This is a genomic window from Sphaerisporangium sp. NPDC049003 (genome assembly GCF_043197795.1).
GTDB lineage: Bacteria > Actinomycetota > Actinomycetes > Streptosporangiales > Streptosporangiaceae > Sphaerisporangium.
Genome location: NZ_JBICTU010000030.1, coordinates 1 through 27000, shown reverse-complemented (window position 1 = coordinate 27000; position 27000 = coordinate 1). Strand labels below are relative to the sequence as shown.

Genomic DNA, 27000 nt, shown 5'->3' with positions numbered 1-27000 from the left:
CGCCCGGGGTCAGCCCTCGTACATCTCCTCGATCACCTCGGCGTACTTGGCGTGGATGACGCGGCGCTTGAGCTTGAGGCTCGGCGTGAGCTCCTCGGTCTCGGCGGTCCACTCGCCGGGCAGCAGCCGCCACTTCTTGACCTGCTGGACGCGCGCGAGCTTCCCGTTGGCGACCGCGACGGCCGCCTCGACCTCCTTGACCACGTCGGGGTGCTCGGCGAGCAGGGCCAGCGAGGTGAACTCGATGCCGCGTCCCTGAGCCCACGCGGGGGCCACCTCGCCGTCGAGGGTGAGGATCGCCACGACGTACGGCCTGCGGTCGCCGTACACCAGCGCCTGGCCGACGAGCGGGTGCTCCTTGAGGAAGCTCTCGGTGTTGGCGGGGGAGATGTTCTCGCCCCCGGCGGTGATGATGAGCTCCTTCTTGCGATCGACGATGCGCACGAAGCCGTCGTCGTCGATGGAGCCGACGTCGCCGGTGTGCAGCCAGCCGTCCTCGTCGATGAGCTCGGCGCTGGCCTCGGGGCGGTTGAGGTAGCCCTTGGTGTTCACGGGGCTCCGCGTGAGGATCTCGCCGTCGTCGGCGATGCGCACCTCGACGCCGAGGCCGGGGCGGCCGACCGTGCCGAGTTTGAACACCTCGGGGCTGTTGGCCGTGAACGCGCCGCTGGTCTCGGTCATCCCGTACACGTCGATCACCTTCAGGCCGAACCCGGCGAAGAAGCGCTGGACCTCGGGCGGCATCGGGGCGGCGGCGGTGGCGAGCCAGCGCGCGTCGTCGAGTCCGATCATGGACCGGATGATCGACAGCAGCGCCGCGTCGGCGCGCTCGTACGCCGCGGCGACCTCCGGGCTCGGGACCTGGCCGTACTGCGAGCCTTCGACGTAGGCGAGCCCGGCGGCCATGCAGGCGCGGACGTTCTCCTGCTGCTCCTCGGGCTGGGTGCTGAGCAGCGCCTGCAGGCGGGCCATCATCTTCTCGTAGACCCTCGGCACGCCGAAGAACAGCATCGGCTTGACCTGGCCGAGCACGGTGCCGAGCTGGGCCAGGTCGGTGCAGAAGTGGACGTGCGAGACCTTGAACAGCGGCACGTAGAGGCTGAGCACGCGCTCGGCGATGTGGGCGTAGGTGAGGTAGGAGATCTGCGGGCCGTGGCTCGGAAGCCGCGTCACGCGGTCGGTGGCGACGACCTCGAAGATGATGTTGGAGTGGGTCAGCGGCACGCCCTTGGGGTTGCCCGTGGTCCCCGAGGTGTAGAGCACGCTGAGCACGTCGCCGGCGGTGACGGCGGCGGCCCGCGCCTCCGCCGCGCCGGGGTCGGCGGCGAGCGCGCTCTCTCCGAACGCCAGGAAGTCGTCCCAGCTCATGAACAGCTCGCCGTCGGGGGCGTCCTCAAGGAGGATGACCTTGCGCAGGCCGGGCAGGTCGCCGAGGATCGGCTCCCAGCGCGCGAGGTCGGCCGCGCCTCCGAGCACCACGATGCGGGCGTCGACGTCCTTGGCGACGAAGGCGACCTGGTCGGGGGCGAAGGTCGCGTACACCGAGCAGGCCACGCCTCCGGCGTGGACCGCGCCGAGGTCGGCCAGCACGTGCTCGCTGCGGTTCACCATCATGAGCGCGACGGCCTCGCCGCGAGCGAGGCCGAGGGCCGAGAAGCCGGCGGCGATCGCGAGCACCCGCCGCCGGGCCTCGCCGTAGGTCAGGGTCGTCCAGCCGTCCTCGGCGGGGTCGGAGTAGGCGGGCGCGTCGGGGAAGCGCTCCGCCGTGAGCTTGAGCTGTTCGCAGATGGTGTGGCCGGCGATCTCCTGCTCGATCTCGGAACGTTCCGCAAGGACCCGGGGGTCGGCCATCTCACGCCTCCAGAAGTGCCCACTTGCACGAGTGGCATGCATCGCACCACACGCGCTTCGCCGGAGACAAGCCCCGGGAAGTGAGAAGAACGACCATGCTTGCCCGCTCCGGCCTATGGGCATTCACTCCATCACGAAGAGTGATCAGCGAGCCAGAAATATCCCTACAAATTGGGATATTCAGGACGTTTATCAATAAACAGGTCAGTCGACGCTTTGGCGGTCAGCGCGCCGGCTGCCGCGGGACGGGGGCGTACCGGCATGGCCGGAGAGGTCGGGGAGCGCGCGCGGGACAAGACGGTCTTCGGGCACCCGCGCGGCATCATCACGCTCTTCCTCACCGAGATGTGGGAGCGGTTCAGCTTCTACGGGCTGCGCGCCATCCTGTACTTCTTCCTCATCGCCACCGCGGCCGGGGGCGGCCTCGGGCTGCCCAAGCCCACCGCGACCGCCGTCGTCGGGGTCTACAGCGCGCTCGTCTACCTGCTGGCGCTGCCGGGCGGCTGGATCGCCGACCGCCTCCTCGGGGCGCGCAGGGCCGTGCTCGTCGGCGGCTCGATCATCATGCTCGGCCACATCTGCATGGCCGTCCCGATCAGGGGGGCCGCGCTGATCTGGCTCGGGCTCGCCCTGATCGTGCTCGGCACCGGGCTGCTCAAGCCGAACATCTCCACGATGGTCGGCGCGCTCTACCCCGAGGGCGAGAACGCCCGGCGCGACGCGGGCTTCTCCATCTTCTACCTGGGCATCAACCTCGGCGCCTTCATCGCCCCGTACGTGGTCAGCAACCTCGCCAAGGACGACCGCTGGCATCTGGGCTTCGGCGCCGCGGCGGTCGGCATGGCGATCGGCCTGACCCAGTACGTCCTCGGCGGCCGGCACCTGCGGGGCGTCGGGGAGACGCCCGGGCACCGCCTGACCCCCGGGGAACGCCGGCACTTCGCACTCATCACCGTGATCGGCCTGACCGTCGCGGTGGTGGCGATCGCCCTGTGGGCGGCGACCGACACGCTCACGGTCGACCGTTTCACCGTCGCGCTGACCATTCTCACGATCATGGTCCCGGTGGCCTACTTCGCCTACATCCTGCTCGGCAGCCACAACCTGACGGCCGACGAGCGGTTGAAGATGAAGGCCTACATCTGGCTGTTCGTCGCTGCCGCGATCTTCTGGATGATCTACGACCTGGCCCCGACCGTGCTGAACGAGTTCGCGGCGTCCAAGACCGACCTGCGGATCTTCGGCCATCGCATCACTGCCGCCACCACGCAGTCGTTCAACCCGCTGCTCATCATGATCTTCGTGCCGATCTTCGCCGTCCTGTGGGTGAGGCTCGGCGACCGGGTGGGGGCCGCCCAGAAGTTCGCCTTCGGGCTGTTCATGATCGGCGTGAGCTTCGTGGTGATGGCGCTGGTGGCCCACCTGGCGGAGTTCGGCAGGGTCTCGGTCTGGTGGCTGTTCCTGGTGTACCTCGTGCAGGTGTTCGGCGAGCTGTCCCTCAGCCCGGTCGGCCTGTCGGTCACCGTGGAACTGGCCCCGCACGCCTTCAGGAGCCAGATGCTCGGCGTGTGGTACCTGTCGTTCGCCGTCGGGGACGCCATCGGGGGCCAGACGGCGCGGCTGCTGAAGTACGTGTCCTCGCCGGTGTACTTCCTCACGCTCGCCGCCATCGCGCTCGCGGCGGCCGTCGTCCTGCTCGGGTTCTCCCACAGGCTCCGCGTCCTGATGGGCGAGGAGCGGGGCTGAGCCCTCACAGCGTCGGCGTCAGCGGGACTCCAGGACGCGCGGCGACCGGGGAGCCCGGCGACGAGGCGAGGGCCCTGGCGGCGGCCAGGCGGCGCGCCGCCTCGGCGAGCGCGTGCGGCGGCATGGTGAACGGCAGGCGCATGTAGCGCTCCAGCGTGCCCTCCGCGCCGAACCACGGGCCGGGCGCCAGCCGTACGCCGTGGGCCGCCGCGGCGTCGGCGAGCGGTGTGGCGATCGGGGAGTCCAGCCGCACCCACAGCGAGCCGCCACCCTTCGGCACGGTGAACCCCCACTCGGGAAGCTCCTCGCGGAGCACCTCGACCAGCGCCGACCGTGACGCCCCGAGCGTGCGGCTGCGCTCGGCCCTGGTCTCCTCGATGCGCTCGAACAGGTGGGCCACCACGAGTTGCTCGAAGAGCGGCGAGGCGATGTCCACGGCGGCGCGGAGCACGGCCAGGCGGCGGATCAGCGCGGCCGTGGCCCGGATCCAGCCGATGCGCAGGCCGCCCCACCACAGCTTGGAGGCCGACCCGATGCTGATCACCCGGCCGTCGGTGTCGAAGGCCGCCAGCGGAGAGGTCGCGGGCACCTCGTCGATGGCCAGCTCGGCCCAGCTCTCGTCCACCACCAGCGTCGTGTCGTACCGTCGCGCGGCGCCCACCAGCGCGGCCCGGTCGGCGTCGCCCATCAGGTGCCCCGTGGGGTTCTGGAAGTCGGGGATGACGTAGGCGAGCCGCGCCGCCGACTGGCGCATCGCGCAGGTCACCAGGTCGAGGTGCCAGCCGTCGTCCGCTATGCCCACCGGGACGAGCCGCGCGCCGCGCATCCGGGCCGCGTCCAGCGCGTGCGGATACGTCGGGGACTCGACCAGCACCGGGTCGCCCTGCCCGGCCAGCAGCGTCATGACCAGGTGGACGGCGTGCTGCGCTCCCACGGTGACGAGGATCTGGTCGGGACGGGTGGCGAGGCCCCGGGCGCCGTAACGGGCGGCGATGGCCTCGCGCAGCGGGCGCACGCCCACCGGCTCGTAGCCCGTGCCGAGGCCGAAACGAGGGTAGGCCTCGGTCGCGGCGGCCACGGCGTCCGGCAGCAGGCCGGTGGCGGGCGGGGCCGCGCAGTGCAGCGGGAGCAGGCCGTCGTCGTCGGGGGCGATCCACGGGTTCTCCGTGCCCAGCAGCGCGCTCGGCTCGGGCAGCGCCGTCCAGCTCCCCGCGCCCTGGCGGCTGTCGAGGAACCCCTGCTCGCGCAGCCGGTCGTAGGCGGTGGTGACGGTGGTGCGGCTGACGCCGAGCGCCTCGGCCAGATGGCGTTCGGCGGGCATGCGCAGCCGCGTGGGCAGGCGCCCGTCGAGGATCAGCGTGCGCACCGCCTGTGCCAGCGCCCGGTAGTACGGCCGGGCGTCCCGGGGGACCTCGACGAGCCTGGCGAGCTGCGGCCCGCTGAGGTAACGCTCCATCAAGCCACTTTCTCCGATTGGCCCTTTATATGCAACCAATGGCATCGGATTATTGGCGCATCATGAGCGAAATCTCCCTCCCCCACCTGGGATCGATCCCCAACCGCCTGCTCCGCCTGTACGCCGGGCTGGCGCTCTACGGCGCCGGGATCGGCCTGCAGGTCGAGTCCGGGCTCGGCAACGACCCGTGGGACGTGTTCCACCAGGGTCTGGCCGTCCGCACCGGCTGGTCGATCGGGACCTGGATCATCCTGGTCGGCGCCGTCGTGATGGTCTTCTGGATCCCGCTGAGGCAGCGTCCCGGGATCGGCACGGTGAGCAACATCGTCTTCCTCGGGCTCTTCGCCGACCTGACGATCCGGCTGGCCCCCACGCCGGACGCCCTGGCGGTGCGCTGGGTCTACCTGCTGGCCGCCGTGGTGTTCGTGGCAGCCGCCACCGGGCTCTACATCGGCGCGGGCATGGGGCCGGGCCCCCGGGACGGCCTGATGACCGGCCTCGTCCGCCTCGGGCTGTCGATCCGCACGGCACGCACCCTGATCGAGCTGACCGTGCTCGCCGCCGGCTGGCTGCTCGGCGGCACCGTCGGCGTCGGCACCGTCGTGTTCGCCCTCGCGATCGGGCCCCTCACGCAGTTCTTCATGCCGCTCATGCGCCCCCGGCGATGACCCCCGCCGAGGGCGACCCGCGCGCCCCGGCGGCCGAACCGTACTAGCGTGACGGGCATGCGGATCGAGGACTACGCCATCATCGGCGACATGCAGTCGGCCGCCCTCGTCGGGCGCGACGGCTCGATCGACTGGCTCTGCCTGCCCCGTTTCGACTCCCCCGCCTGCTTCGCGGGAATGCTCGGCGACGATCGCAACGGTCACTGGTGGCTCGGTCCCGCAGGGCCCGAACGCCGGCTCAGCACCCGGCGCCGCTACCGCGAGAACACGCTGATCCTTGAGACCGAGTGGGACACCGAGGGCGGCACGGTGCGGGTCACCGACTTCATGCCTCCCCGGCACGCCAACCCCGACCTGGTCCGCGTCGTCGAGTGCCTCGCGGGCAGCGTCGAGATGGCCACGCAGATCCGCATCCGCTTCGACTACGGCCGCATCGTGCCCTGGGTGCGCCGCAACGACGGGCTGCTGCAGGCGGTCGGCGGGCCCGACTCCGCCTGGCTGCACTCCCCCGTCCCGCTCCAGGGCGGTGACTACGCCCACCGGGCGACGTTCAGGATGTCGGCCGGCGACCGGCTGCCCTTCGTGTTCACCTGGCACCCCTCCCACTCGCCCAAGCCCGAGCAGATCGACCCGATCAAGGAGCTCGAAGAGACCGGCAAGATGTGGGCCGAGTGGGTCGCCCAGTGCGAGCCACGGGCCGAGAAGCAGTGGCGTGACGCGGTAGTCCGCTCGCTCATCACGCTGAAGGCGCTGACCTACGCTCCCACCGGCGGCATCGTGGCGGCGGCCACGACCTCCCTGCCCGAGGACCTCGGCGGGGTCCGCAACTGGGACTACCGCTACTGCTGGCTGCGCGACGCCACGATGACGCTCGACGCGCTCATCGGCGCCGGGTACGTCGAGGAGGCGCGCGACTGGCGCGAGTGGCTGCTGCGCGCCATCGCCGGCCGCCCCCAGGACCTCCAGATCATGTACGGCGTGGCGGGCGAGCGCCGCCTGCCCGAGATGGAGCTCTCCTGGCTCGACGGCTACGAGGACTCCCGCCCGGTGCGCATCGGCAACGCCGCCGTCAACCAGCTCCAGCTCGACGTCTACGGCGAGGTGATGAACTGCCTCTACCTGTCGCGCGCGTCGGGGCTCACCTCGATCTCCCGCACCTGGGCGATCCAGCGCTCGCTGATGGACTTCCTCGAATCCCACTGGGACGAGCCCGACGAGGGGCTGTGGGAGGTGCGGGGGCCGCGCAGGCACTTCGTCCACTCCAAGGTGATGGCCTGGGTCGCCGCCGACCGTTCCATCCGGCAGATCGAGCGGTTCGGCCAGAACGGCCCGCTGGAGCGCTGGCGCGCGCTGCGCGACCGCATCCACGCCGAGGTCATGGAGAAGGGCTTCGACCCGATCAGGAACACCTTCACCCAGTCGTACGGCTCGCGCGAGCTGGACGCGTCGCTGCTGCTGATACCGCAGACCGGGTTCCTGCCCGCCGCCGATCCCCGCGTCGTCGGCACCATCGACGCCATCGAGCGCGAGCTGATGTCCGACGACTTCGTGCTGCGCTACCCGATCGCCCAGGCCAACTCCGTCGACGGCCTCGCGGGCGGGGAGGGGGCGTTCCTGGCGTGCAGCTTCTGGCTGGCCGAGGCACGGGCCATGATCGGCAGGCGGCCCGAGGCGGTCGAGCTGTTCGAGAAGCTGCTGTCGCTGCGCAACGACGTGGGCCTGCTCGCCGAGGAGTACGACCCGCGCTACGGCCGCCTGGTCGGCAACTTCCCGCAGGCCTTCAGCCACGTCCCGCTGATCCACACCGCCCACACGCTGTCGCGGTCCAGCTGCACCCCCCGCTACGCCGAGCTCCTCGGCGACTAGCCGGCCGTCAGCTTCCCTGGGCGAGGTTAGCTTCCCTGGGCGAGGTCGGAGAGCAGGCGGGCGAACTCGGGGGGCGGGGCGACGACGAGGCGGCGCTGGCCGTCCTGGATGACCAGATCGGCCTGGATGCGGGTCAGCCGCCCGTGGTTCCACCAGTAGACGTGGGGGCTGAGGCCGTCGTCGCGCGAGCCGTACTCCCGGCGGGCGATCATCCACAGCCGTTCGATGGCGCGCATCACCGACAGCCCGTCTATGGGATGGACGACCATCTCCCCGGGATGGGGGAAGGCGACCATGAGGCCGTCGGGCGAGACCAGCAGGTAGTCCTGGATCCTGCGCAGGTGCACGGCGGCGCTCACCGTCGACCCCGTCATGATCCAGGCCGGGGTCCCGTCGAGGTCGGCGCGCTCGGCCGACAGCTTCTCGTCCGCCAGCACGTTCTCCGCCGCCAGGTCCAGGGCCTCGGCCGGGGTGACCGGCCAGCAGAAGGCCTCCTCGGGGCGCACCGGACGGCCGGACACCGTGAGGATCTCGACCAGGTCGGAGCCGACGTGGCGGCCGATCAGCCGGGACGGGTCGTCCTCCAGGCCGTCGGCGAGCACGACGCGCGTGCGCAGCAGCGGGCGGATCTCGGCGAGGTCGCATACGTCGGGCAGGTCGCCGGCACGGGCGACCGTACGGGCCAGGTGGCCGGACACCAGCGTGGGCCAGTCCTCGCGGGAGCGGCGCCCCGCCTCGCGGCGCAGCCCGGTCAGCCGCACCGTGATGTCGCGGGGCCCGGACAGGAGCAGGGCCGACCCGTCGGCCTCGAACTCGTAGGCGTAGCCGAGGCTGTCGGCCACGAGCGCCAGAAGCGAGTCGAGGTCCACGTCTTCGATCGGGCGCCGTCGCGCGCCGGCCCGCCGGTTCCGGTACCGCCTGAACAAGCCCACACGCAGGCTCCCTACTGACCGCTGTCTTCCCCCGGACCAGCGCTACAGTGCCGTAGCAGGGTCGCGGAACAGGCAAGTCAAAGAGCACGATTCGGTATCAATGACCGCGTCCGCCCCCATCCATGCGGTGAACTGTGGGGTTCCGTGCCCGATGGGCACCCCGGCGATCATGGGGACCTCCAGCGGCGCCAGCCGCTCGACCAGCACCCCCATCGGGTCCCCGCACCCCACCCACGAGGCGAGCACGATGCCGAGGGCGCCGTTCAGGCATCCGGCCTGGAGCAGCTGGGTGAGCATGCGGTCGATACGGTACGGCTCCTCGCCGACGTCCTCCAGCAGCACGATGTGCCCCTGGGCCCTCAGGGCGTAGGGGGTCCCGCACAGGGCCGCGAGCAGCGACAGGTTGCCCCCGGTGAGCGGGCCCTCGGCGTGGCCGGGCACGATCACCCGGTCACCGGCGACCGGGGCCGGCATCTCCATCTCGAACAGCGACGAGCACAGGTGGTCGAGCGAGGCCCGCTCGGGCCCTTCGTCGTCGCCCAGGGTCTGGCAGGCCGGCATCGGCCCGAAGCAGCTCGCCACGCCCAGCCGTACGGCGAACGCCTGGTGCAGGGCGGTGACGTCGCTCGACCCGAGCAGGATCTTGGGCCGGGCGGCCTCCATGGCGGGCCAGTCGAGCAGGTCGAGCAGGCGGGTGGCGCCGTAGCCGCCCCGCGCGCAGATCACCGCCCGGACCTCCGGGTCGCACCACGCCTCCTGCAGGTCGGCCGCCCGGCCCGCGTCGGAGCCCGCGAGGTATCCCCGCCGGTTGAGCACCCTCGGCATGACGACGACGTCCAGGCCGATCTCGGTGAGGACCTGGCGTCCCCGTGCCAGGCGCACCGGGTCGACGGGCCCCGAGGGCGCGACGATGGCCACCCGGTCGCCGGGACGGAGCCGGGCCGGGATCCAGAGCCGGTGGCTGGTCATCGGGACGCTCCGCGAAGGTCGGGGCGCGGGTGGCGCGGCCCTGGTCCACCGGCGGCGAACATCCCCGAATCGGATGAAACACCTGCCGCGGTGAGTAGGCTTACCCAGGTGACGCCATGTGCCACCGACGGGCGGGGCGTGGCCGGTTCGTTCACCTCGCAAAGGGTGTCAGACTGTCCTCACTTATGCGACCCCCGACCCACATTCTCGTGGTCAACGGCATCAAGGTCCGTAGGCCGGTGTTCGTGCTCGGCGCCCCGCACTCCGGCGCGGATCTCCTCGCGCGTGCCCTCAAACGCTCCCCCGGCTTCCACCTGACCATGGGCAGGGCGGCGGTCGCGCACGTGGTGTACGCGTTCGCGCGACGGCCCTCCATCATGCGCAGGAAGGGCGGCGGCGCGGTCCGGGTGCTCCGCGACGCGCTCGCCGAGGCCTGGCAGATCGTCCCCGGCGCCTGCGCCGAGTGCCCGGCGGCGTGCCGCGAGGCGGGCGCCGTCACCGGGCCGGGCCCGTGCGCCTCCCCCGGCGGCGTCGTCAGGTTCGGCGACGCCAACCCCGACCTTCTGTACAGCGCGCCGGTTCTGCTCCAGGCGTTCCCCGATGCCCGGTTCGTCCAGCTCATCCGCGACGGCAGGGACGTCACCGCCGACATGCTCGCCGACCGGGCCTCCATGAGCTGGTCCCGGCCGAGCATGCTCAGCGACGAGACCGAGTTCCCGAACCCGTTCCTCGGCGTCAACTCCAGCGAGCACCGCGACAAGTGGACGGTGATGGAGCCGGCCGGCAAGTGCGCCCTGCGCTGGCGCAGCGCCGTCCGCCTGAGCGCCGCGCTCCGCCAGGAGGTCCCCCGCGACCAGCTCCTGACGGTCCGCTACGAGGACATGGCCGCCTCCCCCGGGGAGACGATCGCGACGATCTCCGGCTTCCTGGAGACCCGGGTCTCCAAGGTGGCGCTGTACGGCACGACCGCCCCCAAGGTGGGCGCGTGGCGCGCCCGTCTCAGGCCCGACGACGTCGCGCTGGTGGAGAAGATCGCCAAGGACGAGCTGACCCGGCTCGGCTACATCTGAGACCCGCCCCGGCTCACCTCCGCCGCGAGCGCCAGAAGGCACCCGCGCCGGCCGGACCGGCGGGGTGGAGCGGTCACCTCTGCTGTTCGAACTGGGTGCGGTAGAGCTCGGCGTAGGCTCCCTTGGCGGCGAGCAGCTCGTCGTGGCGGCCCCGCTCGACCACATGGCCGTCCTGGACGACCAGGATCGTGTCGGCCTCGCGGATCGTGGAGAGCCGGTGGGCGATGACCAGCGAGGTCCTGCCCGCGAGGGCCGTCTTGAGCGCCCGCTGGACGGCGGCCTCCGACTCGGAGTCCAGGTGCGCGGTGGCCTCGTCGAGCACGACGACGCGCGGAGCCTTCAGCAGCAGCCGGGCGAGCGCGACCCGCTGCTTCTCTCCCCCCGACAGCCGGTATCCCCGGTCGCCGACGACCGTGTCCAGGCCGTCGGGCAGCGCCTCGATCAGCTCGCCGATCTGCGCGGCGCGCAACGCCTCCCAGATCTCCTCGTCGGTCGCCCCCGGACGGGCATAGCGCAGGTTGGCGCCGATCGTGTCGTGGAACAGGTGGGCGTCCTGCGTCACGACGCCCACGGTGTCGCGCAGGGACGCGAGGGTGGCGTCGCGCACGTCCACGCCGTTGACCCGCACCGCGCCGCCTGTCACGTCGTACAGGCGGGAGACCAGCGAGGTGATGGTGGTCTTGCCCGCGCCCGAATGCCCGACCAGCGCGATGAGCTCGCCGGGACGGGCGGTGAAGCCGACGCCGTTCAGCACCTCCTGGCTCGGGCCGGTGTCGGGCCGCGCGACCGACTCCAGGGACGCCAGCGAGACCTCCTCGGCGGCCGGGTAGCGGAACTGGACGTCGTCGAACTCGATGGTGGCAGGCCCGCCCGGCAGCGGCCGGGCGTCCGGGCTCTCGGCGACCATCGGCTTGAGATCGAGGACCTCGAACACCCGGTCGAAGCTGACCAGGGCGGTCATCACGTCCACGTGGACGTTGGACAGGCTGGTCAGCGGGCCGTACAGGCGCATGAGCATCGCGGCGAGGGCGACCAGGGTGCCTATCTCGAAGGTGCCGTTGACGACCAGCACGCCGCCCGCGCCGTACACGAAGGCGGTCGCGAGCGCGGCGACCAGGCCGAGCGCGACCCGGAAGACCGTGCCGTACATGCCCACCGTGATGCCCACGTCGCGCACCCTGCCGGCGCGGTAGCCGAAGTTGTCCGCCTCGTCCTCCGGGCGCCCGTACAGCTTGGCGACCATGGCCCCGGCCACGTTGAAGCGCTCGGTCATCACCGAGCTCATCTCGGCGTCGAGCTGCATCTGCTCGCGGGTCAGCTTGGACATGCGCCGGCCGACCAGCCGGGCGGGGAAGATGAAGATCGGCAGCAGGACGAGGGCGGCCAGCGTGACCTGCCACGAGAGGATCAGCATGGCGCCGAGCACCATCACCAGGCTCACCACGTTGGACACCACGGCCGACAGCGTGCTCGTGATGGCGCGCTGGGCGCCGATGACGTCGCTGTTCAGCCGGGAGACCAGCGCGCCGGTCTGGGCGCGCATGAAGAAGGCCACGGGCATGCGCTGCACGTGGTCGAAGACCTCGGTGCGCAGGTCGTAGATCAGCCCCTCACCGATGCGCGAGGAGAACCAGCGCTGGGCCAGCCCGAGCCCGGCGTCCAGCAGGGCCAGGCCCGCGATGACCAGGGCGAGCGTCATGACCACGTCGGTGCGGCGCGGGATGATGCCCTGGTCGATGATCGATTTCAGCAGCAGCGGGTTGGCGATGACGATGGTCGCGTCGAGCACGACCAGCCCGAGGAAGGCGGCGATCTGCCACCGGTACGGCTTGGCGTACCGGGCGATGCGCGGCACCGTGCCCGGCGTGAGCCGCTCCTTGGTCACCGAGCTGTCACGCCGCAGGGACCGCATCACCTGCGGCCCGTATCCCCCGCCCAACATCGCCATCGTCGTCCTTCGCCGGTCCTCTCCCCGTGTGCCCGGTACGGGCGCGGCTGCCCCCGTCTCCTCCTCCGGGCGAAGCACGAGAAACGGTTGCCTGATTCCCCGGTCAGCTCAGGGCGAACGATCAGTCGCGACGCGCCCTGTCACCCGTGTGGGGGCAAGGTCTCCAGTGAGCACCGTATCCGCGGGTCAGGACCTACCTGGCTCTCCTCCGGCCGCGGTGGCCCTGCCGCCGAACAGCGTCCTGAGGCGCACGGTCTGCTCCGCGCGCTCGGCTGCGGTCTGCTGCGTGAGGGTCCTCCCGGGTGCGCCCTGGAGCAGCCGCTTGGTGGCCGCCGCCGCGTCCCTGTCGGTCGCGAGCAGGGCGTCGGCGAGCTTCCGGGTGGCCGCCTCCAGCTCGTCTCTGGGGACCACCTGCTCGGCGAGACCGAGCCTCAGCGCCTCGCCGGCCTCGACGACCCGGGCCGTCAGGCAGATCTCCACGGCCCTGGCCACCCCGACGAGATCGACCAGTGGCTTGGTGCCGGTCAGGTCGGGTACCAGCCCGAGCGCGGGCTCCTTCATGCAGAACTTGGCGTCCTCCGCCAGGATCCGCAGGTCGCAGGACAGGGCTAGTTGGAATCCGGCCCCGATCGCATGTCCATGAACCGCCGCGATCGACACGATGTCCGGGCGGCGCAACCACAGGAAGCCCTTCTGGGCCTCTGTGATCCGCTCCTCGAACGTGTCGTCGTCGAGCGCGGCCGCGGACGCGAACGAGCCCTGCCCCGGCACTCCCTCCGGAGTGAACATTCGCAGGTCGATACCCGCTGAGAAGGACGGCCCCTCGCCTCGGACCACGACGACACGCACCTGCTCAGGCAGCTCTCTGCCTATCAGAGCAAGGGCCGACCAGGTGGCGAACGTCTGCGCGTTCCGCTTATCCGGCCGATCCAGTGTGATCGTCGCGATCTTGCCGTCCACCTCGAAGCGCAGACCGATCTCCGCGAACCTCTCGCCGTCGAGGGCCCTGTCAGCCTCGCCGCGCACCTCTCCGGCACGCCTCAGCGCACCTTCTGTGCCCGGCTCGACACCCTCGCCCGTCGAGATCGCCGCAGCATTCCCCCCAAGCGTCGCTTCCGGCATCGCCCGCTCCGTTCGTGGTGTCGCTGTCCCGTCACGCCCGAACCCAGTGAGGTTCCAGAATCAGATTCTACCGGCGCGGGCGGGACGGGTTTCGACTGAACGGGACGAGCGGCTGCGGTCGCGCGTTTCCGAGGCGGCAGTCAGCGCTTCGACTTGCCCCGGGTGGCTCCGCCGCGCCCGCGCAGAGTCACGCCGGACTCGCTCAGGATGCGGTGGATGAACCCGTATGACCTGCCGGTCGAAGCAGCCAGGGCGCGGATGCTCTCACCCGCGGCATAGCGCTTCTTAAGGTCGGCGGCCAGTTTTTCACGGTCGGCCCCGGTCACCCGGGTGCCCTTCTTCAGAGTCTCGGCCACGAGTACCTCCTGTAGTGCCAGACTTCCGCAGCGTTACTCACGCCATGATCAGTCATTTCAGCCGGATCGGCTACCTACTCCATGGGAAAAGATCCGTACCCGCTCAAATTAAGATCAGGCAAGTGCCACAAGATCGGAAAATTCATCGCTCCAAGCGTCTTCTACTCCGTCTGGTAGCAAGATCACCCTATCCGGTCGTAGGGCCTGCACGGCACCCTCATCATGTGTAACAAGGACAATTGCCCCAGAATAGGACCTCAACGCTGAAAGTACTTGATCGCGGCTGACTGGGTCCAGGTTGTTCGTGGGCTCGTCGAGCAGGAGGACGTTGGCGCTCGAAAGCACCAGTGTGGCCAGGGCCAGACGGGTCTTCTCCCCTCCGGAGAGCACCGAAGCGGGCTTGTCGGCGTCGTCCCCCGAGAACAGGAACGAGCCGAGGACCTTTCGCAGGGTGACGTCGGGCACGTCGGGCCCGGCGGAGCGCATGTTCTCAAGGACGCTGCGCCCGGCGTCCAGGGTCTCGTGCTCCTGCGCGTAGTAGCCCAGCTTGAGGCCATGACCCGCGTTGACCTCGCCGGAGTCGGGCTTTTCGATGCCGCCGAGCATGCGCAGCAGCGTCGTCTTGCCGGCGCCGTTGAGCCCGAGGACGACCACCCGGCTGCCCCGGTCGACGGCCGCGTCCACGTCGGTGAAGACCTCCAGCGAGCCGTAGGACTTCGACAGGGCCGACGCGGTCAGCGGAGTGCGCCCGCAGGGGGCCGGATCGGGGAAGCGGAGCTTAGCCACCTTGTCGCTGCGACGCTCCTCCTCCACGCCCGCCAGCAGGCGCTTCGCGCGACGCTCCATGTCCTGCGCCGCCTTGGCTTTGGTGGCCTTGGCGCGCATTCGGTCGGCCTGCGAGAGCAGTTGCGAGGCCTGCCGCTCGGCGTTCGCCCGCTCGCGCTTCCTGCGGCGCTCGTCGGTCTCCCTCTGGGCCAGGTAGGTGGTCCATCCGACGTTGTAAGTGTCGATGACACAGCGGTTCGCGTCGAGGTGCAGGACTTTGTTGACCGTGGCTTCGAGAAGTCCGACGTCATGGCTAATAATGATCAAGCCGCCCTGGTGGGATCGTAAAAAATCACGAAGCCACCCGATTGAGTCTGCATCGAGGTGGTTTGTCGGCTCGTCAAGCAGGAGAGTCTCCGCTCCGCTGAACAGGATCCGGGCCAGCTCGACCCGTCGCCGCTGACCGCCGGAGAGCGTCTGGAGGGGCTGTTTGAGCACCCGGTCGGGCAGCCCGAGGCTGGAGGCGATCGACGCCGCCTCGGCCTCCGCCGCGTACCCGCCGAGGACGTGGAGCCGGTCCTCCAGGCGGCCGTAGGCGCGGACGGCGCGGTCGCGGACGCGGTCGTCCTCCGAGGCCATGCCGAGCTCGGCCTCGCGCAGCTCGCGCAGCACGTCATCGAGGCCCCGCGCCGACAGGATGCGGTCGCTGGCGATGACGCTGAGGTCGCCGGTGCGCGGATCCTGGGGAAGGTAGCCGACGTTGCCCGTGGTGGTGACGGTGCCGACCGCGGGAAGGCCCTCGCCCGCGAGGATCCTGGTGAGGGTGGTCTTGCCGGCGCCGTTGCGGCCCACCAGGCCGATGCGGTCGCCGGGGTTCACGCGGAACGACGCCCCTTCGATGAGCAGGCGGGAACCGGCGCGCAGTTCGATGTCAGACGCAATGATCATGGTGAGGGAACACTCCCAGAACGGGGAACGAGGTCGAAGGACGTGCTGTCGGAAGAGACCGGAGTGTCGCAGGGCAGCCACATGGCTCGGCCCGCTTCCATGAGTGCGCCGATCAATCGGGAGTGCGCATACGCCTAGTGTACGGCCAGTCTCCTGGCGGGCTTGATAGTTAAGAAAAAACTAATATGATGCTCCTCATGAGCGGGAAGATCGGACGCCCCAGGCTGTCGCACGACCGCCCCGACGCCTTCACGGCGCTCGCCGACCTGACGCGGCGTCATCTGCTGGAGAGGCTGACCGCGGGCGAGTGCTCGGTCTCGGAGCTGATGACCGACCTGGCGATCACCCAGGCCGCCGTCTCCCAGCATCTGAGGGTGCTGCGAGACGCGGGCCTGGTCGAGGTCAGGCCGGCAGGGAGGCACCGTCTCTACCGGCTGCGGCCCGAAGGCCTTGCCGAGCCGCGCGAGTGGCTGGCGGAGCTGGAGCGCTTCTGGAAGGACCGTCTCAAGACCCTCGGGGCCGTGCTCGACGAGCTCGGCACGACCTCCGAGCCCGGCGAGCCCGCGACCCTCGCGCCCGCCGCCGAACCGAAAGGACAGATCCCGTGACACTGCGATCGATCAGCGTCGTCTCGATACCCGTCTCCGACCAGGAGCGGTCCGCCGAGTTCTACACGCGGAAGCTGGGGTTCACCCTGGTCGCCGACAACCCCATGGGCGACCAGCGCTGGGTCCAGCTCGCCCCGCCCGGCGGCGGCGCCACGATCACGCTCGTCACCTGGTTCGCCTCCATGCCCGCGGGCAGTGTCAGCGGCCTGGTCATCGAGTGCGACGATGCGGCCGGGACCCTCGCGCGGCTCCGCGCCGAGGGCGTCACCGTCCACCACGAGGACGTCGAGAAGGCCCCCTGGGGCACGTTCTTCACCTTCCAGGACCCCGACGGCAACGGCTGGGTCGCCCAGGAGTCCACGCCCTCACGAGCCTGACCAGAGCCGCCTGGCGGCCCGCGGGGTCATCCCCCGGGGTCGATCACGCGGGGTCGATCACACGGATGCGGACGGCGCGGAACCGGCCTGGCGTCTCCTGGAGCACCGCGAGCCGGGGATCGGGGACGTCCAGGAAGGGGCCGGTCTCCAGGGCGAAGATCGGGGAGATCCTCCGGTCCTCGCGCAGCGCGTCGATCGCCCTGCGGTCCCCTCCGAGCACGACCGCGTCCAGGGTGCCGGCGTGCGGGACGAGCACCCGTACGGCCACGTCGGCCGCCGCCTGCGACGCCTCGCTCGCCTGCTTCTCTCTGCGGCGGGCGAAGCGGTGCTGGGACCAGCCCCCGGCCGCGCTGCGCCCGTGGACGAGCCGCGAACCGACCTTGGACGCCACCAGCCGCTCGCCCTCGAACACCCCGGCCGCGTGACCGCCCAGCCGTACCAGGAGCACCCCGACCCGGCGGTCCTCCCCCGCATGGCGCACCAGCGCGGGGAGCGGGTCATCGGCGGGCGCGAGCGGAGGGAACGGCACATGGCACTCGGCCACGGCCCCGTCTCCGGCGCGCAGCCGTACGACGTCGTCCTCCAGCGCCGCCTCCACGGAGCCGTGCCGCTCGGCGAACCTCCGCAGCCAGCCCTCGATGCGGTCCGGACCGACCGACACCCATCGGCCCCCGCCCGCCGCCGGTCGTGACGTCATGACCCGCGACAGTACCGGACCGTCCCGGCCGCGCGCCCGAAGGCCAGGCAGGGGGCCCGATCGCATCCCCCGGGAGCGGCGGGACACTTGATCACAATCGGTTACGGTGTTTGCTGGTGCCTGTAAAGAAGGATCCCGATCCAACAGATGCCGAAATGTCAGTGAATTCCACTGCACGTGGGCGCTTTCACCACCGAAACCGCAGGACAATCCGGGGGTGACGGTCCCCCGATCCACCATTCCGGCCGCCTCACCCCCGGCGCCCGCCACTGCCACCCCCGGGGCCCATGGAGCCCTCCCGGCCTCCGGCGGCGCCGCGACCTTCCTGCCCATCGTCGACCTCGACACCGGCGGCGTGATCGCCGTGGAAGCCACCGCCGAGGTCGCCCCCACCGGCGGCTCCCGCGACATCTCGCCCACGATCGCCTCGGCGTACGCCGCCGCGCGCGAGGAGGCGCTGCTGCCGCTCGTCCTGACCGTGGCCTCCGGGGCGGTGATCGAGGGCTCCGCCGCCCTCGCTCCGCTGCACGAGGCGATGCGGGCGACGAAGCGGCGTCCGCGCGAGGTGATACTGGTCATCTCGGGCGACTTCGCGCCCGAGGACCGCCGGGCACTGCTGGTCGGCATCGACGGCCTGCGCACCATCGGCTACCTGGTGGCCGTGGGCGGCGTCGGCACGTCCCACGTCCCCCTCGACCTGATCGCCGACGCGGCTCCGTACGCGGCCGTGCTCTCTCCGGACCTCGTCGACCGCATCCCGCGCGACGTACGGAGGAACGCGCTGGGAGAGGCCGTCGCCCGCATGGCCAAGGGCATGGGCATCCACGTGCTGGCCCCGCAGGTGCGCGAGGAGGCGCAGCTCGCCGCGCTGCGCGGCTGGGGCATCAGGCTGGCCCAGGGACCGCTGCTCGCCCCGCTCGACTGGCGCCCCTCGCACGGGCGGGTGCACGTCCCCCTGCCGGTCCCCCCGTCGGACACCCAGCCATCGGTGATCGAGCTGGGGCCGCGCGTGCAGGAGTTCCTCATGCCCGCGGTGACCCTCGACATGGGGGCGACCGCCGAGCAGGTGGTGGACGCCCTGGGCACCGAGCCCTCCATCACCAGCGTCATCCTGGTGGACGAGTACCAGCGGCCACGGGGCAGCGTCGAGCGCAGCCGCTTCCTGCTTTCCATCGCCGGGCCGTACGGCCACGCCCTGCACGCCAAGAAGCCCGCGCACCGCCTCGCCGACCCGCCGCGCGTCGTCCCCAAGACCACCCCCGCGATCGCCGCCATGCAGCTCGCGGGCAAGGACGCCGCCCGCGTGTACGACGACCTGGTCGTGGTGGACGAGGTGGGACGCTGCATGGGGGTCGTCCACGTCGGCGACCTGATCCGCCACGTCGCCGACCTCCAGCCGATCTCCCGCTGAGAGCGAACGGCCCAGGCCCTTTGGTCCTTCTAAGTCGTGGGTCCGGGGCAGAGGGCTTGGCCGTCACTCATCTAGGGCGTGGATCCGGAGCACGGCTTGGCCGTCACGAAGTCGAAGACCTTGTCGAAGCGGTCCTTCTCGGTCCGAGGGCGCTTCGCCGGGGCCTTGGCGTCGTGCGTGAGGCCGAGGGCGGCCAGCCCGGCCCTGACCTCCTCCGCGCCCGCGCTGAACACGGCGCAGAACGGGCCCCACTGGCTCTTCACCTTGGCCTCCAAACCCCGCACATCGGCGTGCACGACGGGGAGCATCTGGTCGACCGTCTTCTGCGCCGCCTCTCCGCACGCCGCGTCCGGCCCTCCGGCCGTACCCGGGGACACCTTGCCGGCGAGGTCGGCGGGCGCCGAACCGGTGGTGGTGACCGTGGCCGTACAGGGAACCCGTGACCCGGCGTGAGCGGCTGACACGGTGAACGCGGCGGGAGAGCCCACCGCACCGGTCACCATGCCCGCCACGACGAGGCCTCGAACCGCCAGAGCAGTGGACATGACGACCCTCCGAGACAGCAGACAGTGATCTCACTCAACGTACACGAACGATCACCCGTCAGCCCGGAACCCGGAGGGCGCACCAGACGACCTTCCCGCCGGTGACGGGCCGGCGGTGGCCCCAGTTCTCCGCGAGGGCGTCCACCAGACACAGGCCCCGCCCGCCCTCGTCGTCGGGCGCGGCGGTCCTGGGCACGGGCGGGGTACGGCCGGAGTCCCAGACCTCCAGCACAACGAGATCCGCCGTCCGGTAGACGTCGATCCAGACGTATTCAGCGGCGTCACCCGGCGCTTCCCTCACGCCCGTCCCACCGCCGTCCGCCATCGCCTTGACCGCGTTGGTCACCAGTTCCGAGGCGATGAGTTCGGCGGTGTCCAGGAGCCCGTCCAGCCGCCATTCGGCGAGCACTCGCCTGACGTGCCTGCGCGCGTAGAACGCGGCCTCCGGCCGGGCCGGAATCTCCAGGTATTGCTCCCGCATTCTGACGCCGGCCATCGACCGCCTCCGTGATCCATCGATGTTCTCCTCCACGGGCGACAGGCACGTCATATACGTCGTCACGACGTTTATCGGCGCCCGCCCGATGCGGAATTCGCCTCACCATCCTGTACACGATCGACTACGTTGAGTATTCGATTCCCCCCACGGAAGAGCACTGTCCCGGTGGTTCATCGGTGGCTTGGTGGGGTCCGAATTCAGCCGGCGTAAGGGAGGAGATCAGATGGGCAAAATGGTCGACATCGACCCTGACGAGTCAGCGGCGGCACGGTTCGCGTACGAGCTCCGGCGGCACCGTCTCGCCGCGAGGCTGACCCAGGCACAGGTCGGCCGGAGGATCGGATTCTCCGAGAGCATGATCGGCATGGTCGAGACGCTGAAGCGCGACCCCACAGAGGGCTTCGCGCGGCTGTGTGACCGGGCCTTCCGCCTCGACGGCGTCCTGATGAGGCTCTACATGGAAGCCTGGCCGCCACCTCCACCGGTCCCCGAGCATTTCCGCGACTGGGCCGCCGAGGAATTGCGCGCGACCGCACTCCGCCTGTGGGATCCCCTGCTCATCCCCGGCCTCTTCCAGACCGAGGCGTACGCGCGCTGGATCATCGAGTGTGCCCCCGGGATCACCTCCGAGGAGATCGATCACCGCGTATCCGCCAGAATGCAACGGAAGAGAACACTGTCACGCGATGACCCGCCAATGGTCTGGGCCGTCATCGACGAGGGAGTGCTGTGCCGGCCGATCGGAAGCCCCTCTGTCATACGCGAGCAACTCGAATACCTCATAGAGGTGGCACGGCACCCCAAGGTCACCATTCAGATAGTTCCATACGGCGCAAAAGCAGGCGCTGGGTTGCTCGGAGCTTTCGGCATAGCAGAAATGCGAGGCGTCCCTTATACGGTATATGTGGAGGGTCAGCCACACGGCCGGACGGTAGATGAACGAAGCCTGATCGCGAAGCTCGTCAACCGATACGACGCCATCCGAGGCGAGGCCCACTCCCAATCCCTGTCCCTGAAGGTGATCGAGGAAGCGGTGCGGAGATGGATCTGAGCCAGGCCAGATGGCGGAAATCGAGCCGGTCAGGGGACGACGGAGGCATGTGCGTCGAGGTGGCCACCAACCTGCCGAGCGTGATCGCGGTACGCGACTCCAAAGACCCCCAAGGAACCGCACTCATCTTCACCCCCGACGAATGGACCACCTTCCTCACCAACGTGAAGACCCACCGGCTCACCCCCTGATCTGACGACGTGGCGGACCCGTCGGAGAGCCGATCTTCGACAGGTCCGGCCGGCCGGATGGGGGGCGGACCTCGGTCGACCCGCGTCCGCGTCGCCCGGGAGACCGTCTTTACGTTGTAGATTCAAATGCCCGGCCAGGGGTTCCGCGACTGCGACCTATCCCACCGCAAAGGCCCCCGCGCGGTCAGAGCCAGCCCTGGGACCGGGCGCGTTGGACGGCCTCGATGCGGTTGCGGGCGTGGGTCTTCTGGATGGCCGAGGAGAGGTAGTTGCGGACCGTACCCTCGGACAGGTGGAGGCGCAGGGCGATGTCCCCGATCGTGGAACCGTCGGCGGCGGCGGTGAGAACGTCGCGCTCGCGCTGCGAGAGCGGGTTCGGCCCGGCGCTCAGCGCGGCGGCGGCCAGGACCGGGTCGATCACCCGCTCGCCCGCGAGCACGCGCCTGATGGCGGCCGCCAGCTCCCTCGCGGGGCTGTCCTTGACCATGAAGGCCGCGGCGCCCGCCTCCATGGCCCTGCGCAGGTAGCCGGGCCTGCCGAAGGTCGTGAGGATCATGACGCGGCAGCCGGGCACCTCCCGGCAGATCCGCTCCGCCGCCGCGATGCCGTCCGTCACCGGCATCTCGATGTCGAGCAGGGCGATGTCGGGCCGGGACGCGAGCGCGACGGCCACCGCCTCCTCGCCGTCGGCGGCCTCGCCGACGACCTCGATGTCGGGCTCCAGGCCGAGCAGGGACGCCAGCGCCCCCCGGACCATCGCCTGGTCCTCGGCGAGCACGACCCTGATCATCCATACTCCTGAAATGTCGAAGGCCTCGCGGGGAGGCTTATGGGTCCGTGATCGTCTCGCGGGAGGCGTCAGGTCCGTGATCGTCTCGCGGGGAGGGCGTCAGGCCCGTGATTCTACGGCGACCGGCACCAGCACCCGCAGGCGGAACCCGCCGCCCGGACGCGACCCGGCGTCCACGGAGCCGCCCGCGGCCTCGACGCGCTCGGCCAGCCCGCACAGCCCGCTTCCGGCTTCGTAAGGCCCGGCGTGGGGCCCGTTGTCGGCGATCTCCAGGGTCGCCGCGCCGTCCTCGTACGACACGATGATCTCGCATCTGTCCGCCCGGGCGTGCCGTACGACGTTGGTGACGCCCTCGCGCACGGCCCAGCCGAGCAGGCCGTCGAGGGCGTCGGGCAGCGGCGTGCCGGACATGCGGACCACGGCGGCCATGCCGGCCGCGTCCAGCGCGGCGCGGGCGTTGTCGATCTCTTCCGGCAGCCCGCGCTGGCGGTAGCCTGTGACGGCCTCGCGCACCTCCTGCAGGGCGAGCCGGGCCACGGACTCGATGTCACGGATCTCCTCGGCCGCCCTGGGCGAGCCCTGCTCGGAGAGCCGACCGGCCAGCTCGCTCTTGAGCACGATCAGCGACAGGCTGTGCCCGAGCAGGTCGTGCAGGTCGCGGGCGATGCGCAGGCGTTCCTCGCCGGCCGCGAGCCGCGCCACCTCGCCCTGGGCCCGATGGAGCTCGACCACCAGGATCCGGGTGTTGCGCACGCTCATGAACAGGACCCCGAGCGTGACCACCTGCAGCACCAGGAGCGAGATGGTGCCGCCGTCGGCCCCGGTGACGAACCCGCCGGCGACGACGACGGCGGCCATCGCGAGCATCCCGGCCAGTGCCTGCCGCGGGGGCAGGGCCATGCTGATCACGACGGTGACGTAGATGGGCAGCGCCAGCCATCCGCCTCCGAAGAGGATCGCGAACACGATCGCCATCAGCGCCGTCAGGCCGAGCAGCGGGAGCGCCCACCTGCCCGGCTCACCGTAGTTCTTCGGGCTCATCACGGTGGCGATGTAGCAGGTGACGAACGCCACCAGCGCGGCGACCTCCGCGTACGCCCTCAGGCCGGTGACGTTCCCCGAGGTGATGTCGGAGAGCGGATAGAACAGGTAGACCAGCCCGAAGGACATGCCCATGAGCCGCCTCCAGCGGGACGGCTTGTTCTCCGTCCCGCCGAAGGTGAAGAGGTCGCGCAGGCGGCTCATCGTCAGCCCCGTACCGTCGCCCTGCGGTAGGCGTAGACCGCCAGGCCGCACAGCACGACCGCCCAGCCGAGGATGCCGCCGACCGCCGAGGCGGGCGGCGCGTGACCGGCGACGATCTCCCAGCCGATGTCGGCGTAGTCGTACGACGGCAGCGCGTGGGCGATGGTCCGCATGGTCGCGGGCAGCAGGTCGACGGGGAACCACAGGCCGCCGAGCAGCGCGAGACCGAACATCCCGATGATCGCCAGCGGCTGCGCGGTGTCGGGCGGCACGAGCGAGCCGATGATGAGCCCGAGCGCGGCGAACGGGATCGTGCCCACCCACATGATCGGGATCAGCGCGGCCCACTGCCCCACGCCGAGCGAGACGTGCTGGGTGATCACGGCGGCGAGGACGACCAGCAGCAGCGCGGGCAGCACCAGCAGCAGCGACGAGATCAGTTTGGTCACGATGATCATCCAGCCGGGCAGCGGGGTGATCTGGAGCTGGCGCAGCCAGCCGCTCTGCCGCTCCTGCGACCACGGCACGGCCGTCGACATGATGGAGGCGGCGAGCGCGCCGTAGGCGGCCATCGACACCATGAGGATCACACTGGCCCGCACGCCGGTCGTCGCATCGACCTGGCTTCCCCAGAGGTTGGAGTAGAGCAGGTAGAAGCCCACGGGAAACGCCACGACGAAGATGATGTAGCGCTTGTTGCGCAGCATCCGGATGGCTTCGAGCTTCACGTAGTTCAGCATGGCTCAGGCCTCCGCGGACTGGGTGAGGGCGAGGAAGGCGTCCTCCAGATCGACCCCGTCGATCTGGAGTTCGCGCACGTCCAGCGTTGTCTTACGGTAGAGCGCTGCCACGGTGGCGTCGACGTCGGTCGTGCGCAGCGTCACCGTGCCGGAGACGATCTCGACGCCGGTGACCCCCGGCAGCGCGTCGAGACCCGCCGCCGACTGGCCGCCGAGCGAGAACCCGACCACGCTCCCGCCGGCGCCGGCCTTGATCTGCGCGGCCGTACCGTCGGCGACGACCTTCCCCCGGGCGACCACGATCACGCGGTCGGAGTTCTCGTCGGCCTCTTCGAGGTAGTGGGTGGCGAACAGGACCGTACGGCCCTGCGCCGCGTAGGTCCGCATGCTCGCCCAGAAGGCCCGGCGCGACTCGACGTCCATCGCGGCGGTCGGCTCGTCGAGGACGAGCAGCTTGGGCGCCCCGGCGATGGCCAGGGCGAACCTCACGCGCTGGCTCTGCCCGCCGGACAGCCTGCCGGCGCGCCGGGAGGCCAGATCGGTCAGATCGGCCATCTGGAGCACCTGGTCGAGCGGCAGCGGATCGGGATAGAGGCGGCGGATGAAGTCGATCAGCTCGCGCACGGTCAGCTCGGGGATCAGGGTCCCCTCCTGCAGCATGGCGCCGACCTCCCCGCGCGCGACCGCCTCGTCCGGAGCGCGGCCGAAGACCCGGATCTCCCCGGAGGTCGGACGGATGAGGCCCAGCAACATGTTGATCGTCGTCGATTTGCCCGCCCATGGGTTATGACAGTTCTTTTCGGTAGAATGGTGGCAGATCAGGACGCAACGAGAGGAGCAGGACATGACCAAGCGAGCGGCCATCCTCGCCAGGATCAGCGACGCCGACGACGGCGAGACCGCAGGAGTCGACGACCAGGTCAGGGACATGCGCGCGTGGGTCGCCCGCCGTGGCTGGAGCTTGGAGGAGGCTCACGTCCTGGTCGAGAACGACACCAGCGCGTTCAAGCGCCGCAAGATCAAGCTTCCCAACGGTCAGACCGACTTTCGCACCGTCCGGCCGAAGTTCCGCCGCGCGCTGGAGTTACTGGCGACCCGTCAGGCTGACGTGCTCGTGGTGTTGGACCTTGACCGGCTTGCCCGTCAGCCCCGCGACCTTGAGGACCTGATAGATCTTGTCGAGACGTCCCGGTTCGCGGTGACCTGCGAGAGCCTGACGGGATCGTGCCAGCTCACCAGCGACGCCGGGATCACCATGGCGCGGATCATGTGCGCTGTGGCCAACAAGTCGAGCAAGGACACCGCGCGGCGCGTGAGCCGGGCGCGTCTGCGTCAGGCCGAGGCGGGACAGTTCGGCGGAGGCCCGCGCCCGTACGGATTCGAGGCCGACGGGATCACGCCACGGCCCGCAGAAGTCGCCGAGATCGCCAAGATGGGCGATGTTGTGCTGTTGCCGAATTTCGGGAAGAGGAACGGCCCGAGTCTCAAAGGCATCGCGCGTGACCTACGGGCGCGCGGTGTGCTCACGGCGACCGGGGGTGAGTTTGCGTCGACCACGGTTCGGGACGTACTGCTCAGGCCGCGAAACGCCGCCCTGATGGTTCACAAGCCGGGCGAGGGACGCAAGCACTACACCCCCGCTGATGTGGTGGGCCGCGCCCCGTGGGAACCGATCATCAGCGAAGAGGCGTTCTGGGCGATCACGGCCAAGCTGTGTGATCCCTCTCGCCTCACCAACTCCGGACCGGCCTCCAAGTGGCTGGGCAGTGGCGTCTACCGGTGCCCATGCGCTGAGGTCACCCGAGTACACGGCGCAGGCGACAAGGCAAACCGGCCCGTTTACCGGTGCTACGGCAGCGGCGGCAAGGGACACGCCACCTGCCCGCAAGCCGAGCTTGACGAGTACGTGGAGGCCGTTGCGATCGCGATCCTCGCCAGGGACGCGGCCGACCTGATCGCCAAGCCGACAACCGGTGTGGACGCCCCGGCATTGCGCGCCGAGCTGATCGCGGTACGCCAGCGCAAGGCCAACCTTGTCGAGGACTACGCCGAAGGGCTGATTCCCGAGCGCGCCGAGTACCTCGCAGGGGTGAAGAAGGCACAGGCCAAGATCGAGAAGATTCAGCGCGCGCTAGACGATGTGGCCGAGTCCTCACCGTTGGCACCGTTCGCGGGCATCGAAAGCGAAGAGGCCGCCCGTACGGTCTGGAAGGGTCTGGGAGTCACCCACCAACGGGAGGTCATCAACGCGATCATGACAGTCACGCTCAAGCCCGTTGGAAGCGGCAAGCGCCCCCACATCACCGAGCGCGTCACCATCGAGCCCATCAAGCCGACCACCCCCGGGTAACCCCCCGGAACGCGAGAGCGCCCCTGCCGAGGCTTAGACGGCAGGGGCGCACCCGTGTTCACCTTAACGACTGCTACGCAGCACCAGCGCTAACCGGTCCCGCTGATCTTGTGTCAGCGGAGGCCAATCCGCGATCAACGCCCGAGCGTACGACCCAAGATCTTTCTTGGCGGGTTCCGACGCGCTCTCATCACCCAGCCGCTCACCGTCCCGCGCTCCCGACCGTTCCCCTTGCCCCTCACCCGTAGTGGCCGCTTGCTGTGCCTGCCTCTCTCGGCGGCCCGCCCACCCACCCGGGGGTACGTCGTGGCCGGCCGGACCCGTGTCCCTATCCCCTGACATGCGCGAACACCCTGAATCGGTGCCTTCGGCGCGCTGTTTCCCCGTGCGCCCCTCACCCCGAACCCGACCCGCCGACCCGCACGAAGCCGCATCAGCCGTGCCCGGTAAGACAGGCTGTGTCATCGCGCCGTCCCGTGCTGCCCGCCCTCTGCGTCCCCTTCCTGTCCGGCCCGTTCGGCCCGTTGCGCCTGAATCGCCCGAGCCGTTGCGACCCGTTGCCGAATAGATTCGGCCAAGATCGCCTCACCCGGCGTGTACCCCGACCCGGCGAACCGCCAATGCCCCATCACCAGCGTCGTATCATCCCCCGGAGCAGGCAGCCCCAGCCGAGCCCGCGCCTCCTGCGCCCGATGATCGCCCCGCTGTCGCTTGCCAGCCTGATGGGACCACCCAGTTGCCACGAGGAAGGGACCACCTGGTCGTGTAGTCGATCATAATGATCTCCCTCAGTTCGTCC

The 27000-nt window shown here is 70.3% G+C and carries 25 protein-coding genes; 10 read left to right on the top strand and 15 right to left on the bottom strand.

Annotation, left to right across the window (positions count from 1 at the left end; all coding sequences use genetic code 11):
* Positions 1-9 precede the first annotated feature (9 nt).
* Complete coding sequence (locus ACGFIV_RS29045; protein WP_392838232.1) at positions 10-1851, bottom strand: AMP-dependent synthetase/ligase; 1842 nt, start codon at positions 1849-1851, stop codon at positions 10-12.
* Positions 1852-2112: 261 nt separating this feature from the next.
* Between ACGFIV_RS29045 and ACGFIV_RS29040 the strand changes: the two genes are divergently transcribed.
* On the top strand, positions 2113-3597 hold the full coding sequence (locus ACGFIV_RS29040; RefSeq protein ID WP_358556571.1) for an oligopeptide:H+ symporter: 1485 nt from the start codon (positions 2113-2115) through the stop codon (positions 3595-3597).
* A gap of 4 nt (positions 3598-3601) precedes the next feature.
* On the opposite strand, the gene ACGFIV_RS29035 is transcribed toward ACGFIV_RS29040, so the two are convergent.
* Entirely contained in the window at positions 3602-5053 is a 1452-nt protein-coding gene (locus tag ACGFIV_RS29035; RefSeq protein WP_358556568.1) for a PLP-dependent aminotransferase family protein, read from the bottom strand.
* A 62-nt stretch (positions 5054-5115) separates the two neighbouring features.
* Between ACGFIV_RS29035 and ACGFIV_RS29030 the strand changes: the two genes are divergently transcribed.
* Together ACGFIV_RS29030 and ACGFIV_RS29025 are read left to right on the top strand one after the other, a co-directional pair.
* A complete protein-coding gene (locus ACGFIV_RS29030; RefSeq protein ID WP_358556565.1) occupies positions 5116-5721 on the top strand; it encodes a hypothetical protein in 606 nt (201 codons plus the stop codon).
* Positions 5722-5778: 57 nt separating this feature from the next.
* A complete protein-coding gene (locus tag ACGFIV_RS29025) occupies positions 5779-7587 on the top strand; it encodes a glycoside hydrolase family 15 protein (protein WP_358556562.1) in 1809 nt (602 codons plus the stop codon).
* A 26-nt stretch (positions 7588-7613) separates the two neighbouring features.
* Here the strand turns inward: ACGFIV_RS29025 and ACGFIV_RS29020 are convergent, their stop codons facing one another.
* On the bottom strand, positions 7614-8519 hold the full coding sequence (locus tag ACGFIV_RS29020) for a hypothetical protein (protein ID WP_392838231.1): 906 nt from the start codon (positions 8517-8519) through the stop codon (positions 7614-7616).
* 42 nt (positions 8520-8561) lie between these two features.
* The gene (locus tag ACGFIV_RS29015) at positions 8562-9488 is read right to left on the bottom strand and encodes an LD-carboxypeptidase (RefSeq protein ID WP_392838230.1); all 927 of its coding nucleotides are present in this window, start codon (positions 9486-9488) and stop codon (positions 8562-8564) included.
* Between the two features lie 185 nt (positions 9489-9673).
* Between ACGFIV_RS29015 and ACGFIV_RS29010 the strand changes: the two genes are divergently transcribed.
* Positions 9674-10558 carry a sulfotransferase gene (locus ACGFIV_RS29010; protein ID WP_358562283.1) on the top strand — a complete coding sequence of 295 codons (885 nt, stop codon included), beginning with the start codon at positions 9674-9676 and terminating at the stop codon, positions 10556-10558.
* Positions 10559-10631: 73 nt separating this feature from the next.
* Here ACGFIV_RS29010 and ACGFIV_RS29005 read toward each other — a convergent pair whose 3' ends face one another.
* From ACGFIV_RS29005 to ACGFIV_RS28990, 4 genes are all read right to left on the bottom strand, one after another.
* Positions 10632-12506, bottom strand: a complete 1875-nt coding sequence (locus ACGFIV_RS29005) for an ABC transporter ATP-binding protein (RefSeq protein WP_392838229.1) — start codon at positions 12504-12506, stop codon at positions 10632-10634.
* Between the two features lie 186 nt (positions 12507-12692).
* Complete coding sequence (locus ACGFIV_RS29000; protein WP_358552397.1) at positions 12693-13628, bottom strand: enoyl-CoA hydratase/isomerase family protein; 936 nt, start codon at positions 13626-13628, stop codon at positions 12693-12695.
* 140 nt (positions 13629-13768) lie between these two features.
* Positions 13769-13984, bottom strand: a complete 216-nt coding sequence (locus ACGFIV_RS28995; RefSeq protein ID WP_093173121.1) for a helix-turn-helix domain-containing protein — start codon at positions 13982-13984, stop codon at positions 13769-13771.
* A gap of 114 nt (positions 13985-14098) precedes the next feature.
* Positions 14099-15697, bottom strand: a complete 1599-nt coding sequence (locus ACGFIV_RS28990; protein ID WP_358552399.1) for an ABC-F family ATP-binding cassette domain-containing protein — start codon at positions 15695-15697, stop codon at positions 14099-14101.
* 197 nt (positions 15698-15894) lie between these two features.
* Here ACGFIV_RS28990 and ACGFIV_RS28985 point away from each other — a divergent pair, with 197 nt between their 5' ends.
* Together ACGFIV_RS28985 and ACGFIV_RS28980 are read left to right on the top strand one after the other, a co-directional pair.
* Entirely contained in the window at positions 15895-16305 is a 411-nt protein-coding gene (locus ACGFIV_RS28985) for a metalloregulator ArsR/SmtB family transcription factor (RefSeq protein WP_358552401.1), read from the top strand.
* Entirely contained in the window at positions 16302-16682 is a 381-nt protein-coding gene (locus ACGFIV_RS28980) for a VOC family protein (protein ID WP_358552403.1), read from the top strand. Before ACGFIV_RS28985 ends, ACGFIV_RS28980 begins: the two co-directional genes overlap by 4 nt.
* 43 nt (positions 16683-16725) lie before the next feature.
* Here ACGFIV_RS28980 and ACGFIV_RS28975 read toward each other — a convergent pair whose 3' ends face one another.
* On the bottom strand, positions 16726-17379 hold the full coding sequence (locus ACGFIV_RS28975) for an acVLRF1 family peptidyl-tRNA hydrolase (RefSeq protein ID WP_358552405.1): 654 nt from the start codon (positions 17377-17379) through the stop codon (positions 16726-16728).
* 217 nt (positions 17380-17596) lie between these two features.
* On the opposite strand from ACGFIV_RS28975, the gene ACGFIV_RS28970 reads away from it, so the two are divergent.
* Positions 17597-18790, top strand: a complete 1194-nt coding sequence (locus ACGFIV_RS28970) for an EAL domain-containing protein (protein WP_358552407.1) — start codon at positions 17597-17599, stop codon at positions 18788-18790.
* A gap of 71 nt (positions 18791-18861) precedes the next feature.
* On the opposite strand, the gene ACGFIV_RS28965 is transcribed toward ACGFIV_RS28970, so the two are convergent.
* Positions 18862-19335 carry a hypothetical protein gene (locus ACGFIV_RS28965; RefSeq protein ID WP_358552409.1) on the bottom strand — a complete coding sequence of 158 codons (474 nt, stop codon included), beginning with the start codon at positions 19333-19335 and terminating at the stop codon, positions 18862-18864.
* Between the two features lie 58 nt (positions 19336-19393).
* Positions 19394-19831 carry an ATP-binding protein gene (locus tag ACGFIV_RS28960; protein ID WP_358552411.1) on the bottom strand — a complete coding sequence of 146 codons (438 nt, stop codon included), beginning with the start codon at positions 19829-19831 and terminating at the stop codon, positions 19394-19396.
* Positions 19832-20057: 226 nt separating this feature from the next.
* On the opposite strand from ACGFIV_RS28960, the gene ACGFIV_RS28955 reads away from it, so the two are divergent.
* Positions 20058-20885, top strand: a complete 828-nt coding sequence (locus ACGFIV_RS28955) for a helix-turn-helix transcriptional regulator (RefSeq protein WP_358552413.1) — start codon at positions 20058-20060, stop codon at positions 20883-20885.
* Positions 20876-21076, top strand: coding sequence for a DUF397 domain-containing protein (locus tag ACGFIV_RS28950; protein WP_358552415.1), 201 nt, complete (start codon positions 20876-20878; stop codon positions 21074-21076). Before ACGFIV_RS28955 ends, ACGFIV_RS28950 begins: the two co-directional genes overlap by 10 nt.
* Positions 21077-21260: 184 nt before the next feature.
* Here ACGFIV_RS28950 and ACGFIV_RS28945 read toward each other — a convergent pair whose 3' ends face one another.
* The 4 genes from ACGFIV_RS28945 to ACGFIV_RS28930 all read right to left on the bottom strand — a co-directional run bounded on the left by ACGFIV_RS28945 (position 21261) and on the right by ACGFIV_RS28930 (position 24697).
* Entirely contained in the window at positions 21261-21866 is a 606-nt protein-coding gene (locus ACGFIV_RS28945) for a response regulator transcription factor (RefSeq protein ID WP_392838228.1), read from the bottom strand.
* A 99-nt stretch (positions 21867-21965) separates the two neighbouring features.
* Positions 21966-23111, bottom strand: a complete 1146-nt coding sequence (locus ACGFIV_RS28940) for a sensor histidine kinase (RefSeq protein WP_392838227.1) — start codon at positions 23109-23111, stop codon at positions 21966-21968.
* A 2-nt stretch (positions 23112-23113) separates the two neighbouring features.
* Positions 23114-23851: an ABC transporter permease gene (locus tag ACGFIV_RS28935; protein WP_358552421.1), complete on the bottom strand. Its 738-nt coding sequence runs from the start codon at positions 23849-23851 to the stop codon at positions 23114-23116.
* A 3-nt stretch (positions 23852-23854) separates the two neighbouring features.
* Entirely contained in the window at positions 23855-24697 is an 843-nt protein-coding gene (locus ACGFIV_RS28930) for an ABC transporter ATP-binding protein (RefSeq protein WP_392838262.1), read from the bottom strand.
* Here ACGFIV_RS28930 and ACGFIV_RS28925 point away from each other — a divergent pair.
* Positions 24696-26201 (top strand): recombinase family protein, encoded by a 1506-nt coding sequence (locus ACGFIV_RS28925; protein ID WP_392838226.1) that lies wholly within the window; start codon positions 24696-24698, stop codon positions 26199-26201. The two genes, ACGFIV_RS28930 and ACGFIV_RS28925, sit on opposite strands and share 2 nt — an antisense overlap.
* The last annotated feature ends 799 nt before the right edge of the window (positions 26202-27000 follow it).

Excerpts from the sequence above, each read along its gene's own strand:
- ACGFIV_RS29045 (WP_392838232.1), bottom strand. The coding sequence starts at position 1,851 with ATGGCCGACCCCCGGGTCCTTGCGGAACGTTCCGAGATCGAGCAGGAG.
- ACGFIV_RS29040 (WP_358556571.1), top strand. The coding sequence starts at position 2,113 with ATGGCCGGAGAGGTCGGGGAGCGCGCGCGGGACAAGACGGTCTTCGGG.
- ACGFIV_RS29035 (WP_358556568.1), bottom strand. The coding sequence starts at position 5,053 with ATGGAGCGTTACCTCAGCGGGCCGCAGCTCGCCAGGCTCGTCGAGGTC.
- ACGFIV_RS29030 (WP_358556565.1), top strand. The coding sequence starts at position 5,116 with ATGAGCGAAATCTCCCTCCCCCACCTGGGATCGATCCCCAACCGCCTG.
- ACGFIV_RS29025 (WP_358556562.1), top strand. The coding sequence starts at position 5,779 with ATGCGGATCGAGGACTACGCCATCATCGGCGACATGCAGTCGGCCGCC.
- ACGFIV_RS29015 (WP_392838230.1), bottom strand. The coding sequence starts at position 9,488 with ATGACCAGCCACCGGCTCTGGATCCCGGCCCGGCTCCGTCCCGGCGAC.
- ACGFIV_RS29010 (WP_358562283.1), top strand. The coding sequence starts at position 9,674 with ATGCGACCCCCGACCCACATTCTCGTGGTCAACGGCATCAAGGTCCGT.
- ACGFIV_RS29005 (WP_392838229.1), bottom strand. The coding sequence starts at position 12,506 with ATGGCGATGTTGGGCGGGGGATACGGGCCGCAGGTGATGCGGTCCCTG.
- ACGFIV_RS29000 (WP_358552397.1), bottom strand. The coding sequence starts at position 13,628 with ATGCCGGAAGCGACGCTTGGGGGGAATGCTGCGGCGATCTCGACGGGC.
- ACGFIV_RS28990 (WP_358552399.1), bottom strand. The coding sequence starts at position 15,697 with ATGATCATTGCGTCTGACATCGAACTGCGCGCCGGTTCCCGCCTGCTC.
- ACGFIV_RS28985 (WP_358552401.1), top strand. The coding sequence starts at position 15,895 with ATGAGCGGGAAGATCGGACGCCCCAGGCTGTCGCACGACCGCCCCGAC.
- ACGFIV_RS28975 (WP_358552405.1), bottom strand. The coding sequence starts at position 17,379 with ATGACGTCACGACCGGCGGCGGGCGGGGGCCGATGGGTGTCGGTCGGT.
- ACGFIV_RS28965 (WP_358552409.1), bottom strand. The coding sequence starts at position 19,335 with ATGTCCACTGCTCTGGCGGTTCGAGGCCTCGTCGTGGCGGGCATGGTG.
- ACGFIV_RS28960 (WP_358552411.1), bottom strand. The coding sequence starts at position 19,831 with ATGGCCGGCGTCAGAATGCGGGAGCAATACCTGGAGATTCCGGCCCGG.
- ACGFIV_RS28955 (WP_358552413.1), top strand. The coding sequence starts at position 20,058 with ATGGGCAAAATGGTCGACATCGACCCTGACGAGTCAGCGGCGGCACGG.
- ACGFIV_RS28950 (WP_358552415.1), top strand. The coding sequence starts at position 20,876 with ATGGATCTGAGCCAGGCCAGATGGCGGAAATCGAGCCGGTCAGGGGAC.
- ACGFIV_RS28945 (WP_392838228.1), bottom strand. The coding sequence starts at position 21,866 with ATGATCAGGGTCGTGCTCGCCGAGGACCAGGCGATGGTCCGGGGGGCG.
- ACGFIV_RS28940 (WP_392838227.1), bottom strand. The coding sequence starts at position 23,111 with ATGAGCCGCCTGCGCGACCTCTTCACCTTCGGCGGGACGGAGAACAAG.
- ACGFIV_RS28935 (WP_358552421.1), bottom strand. The coding sequence starts at position 23,851 with ATGCTGAACTACGTGAAGCTCGAAGCCATCCGGATGCTGCGCAACAAG.
- ACGFIV_RS28925 (WP_392838226.1), top strand. The coding sequence starts at position 24,696 with ATGACCAAGCGAGCGGCCATCCTCGCCAGGATCAGCGACGCCGACGAC.
- ACGFIV_RS28930 (WP_392838262.1), bottom strand. The coding sequence starts at position 24,697 with ATGTCCTGCTCCTCTCGTTGCGTCCTGATCTGCCACCATTCTACCGAA.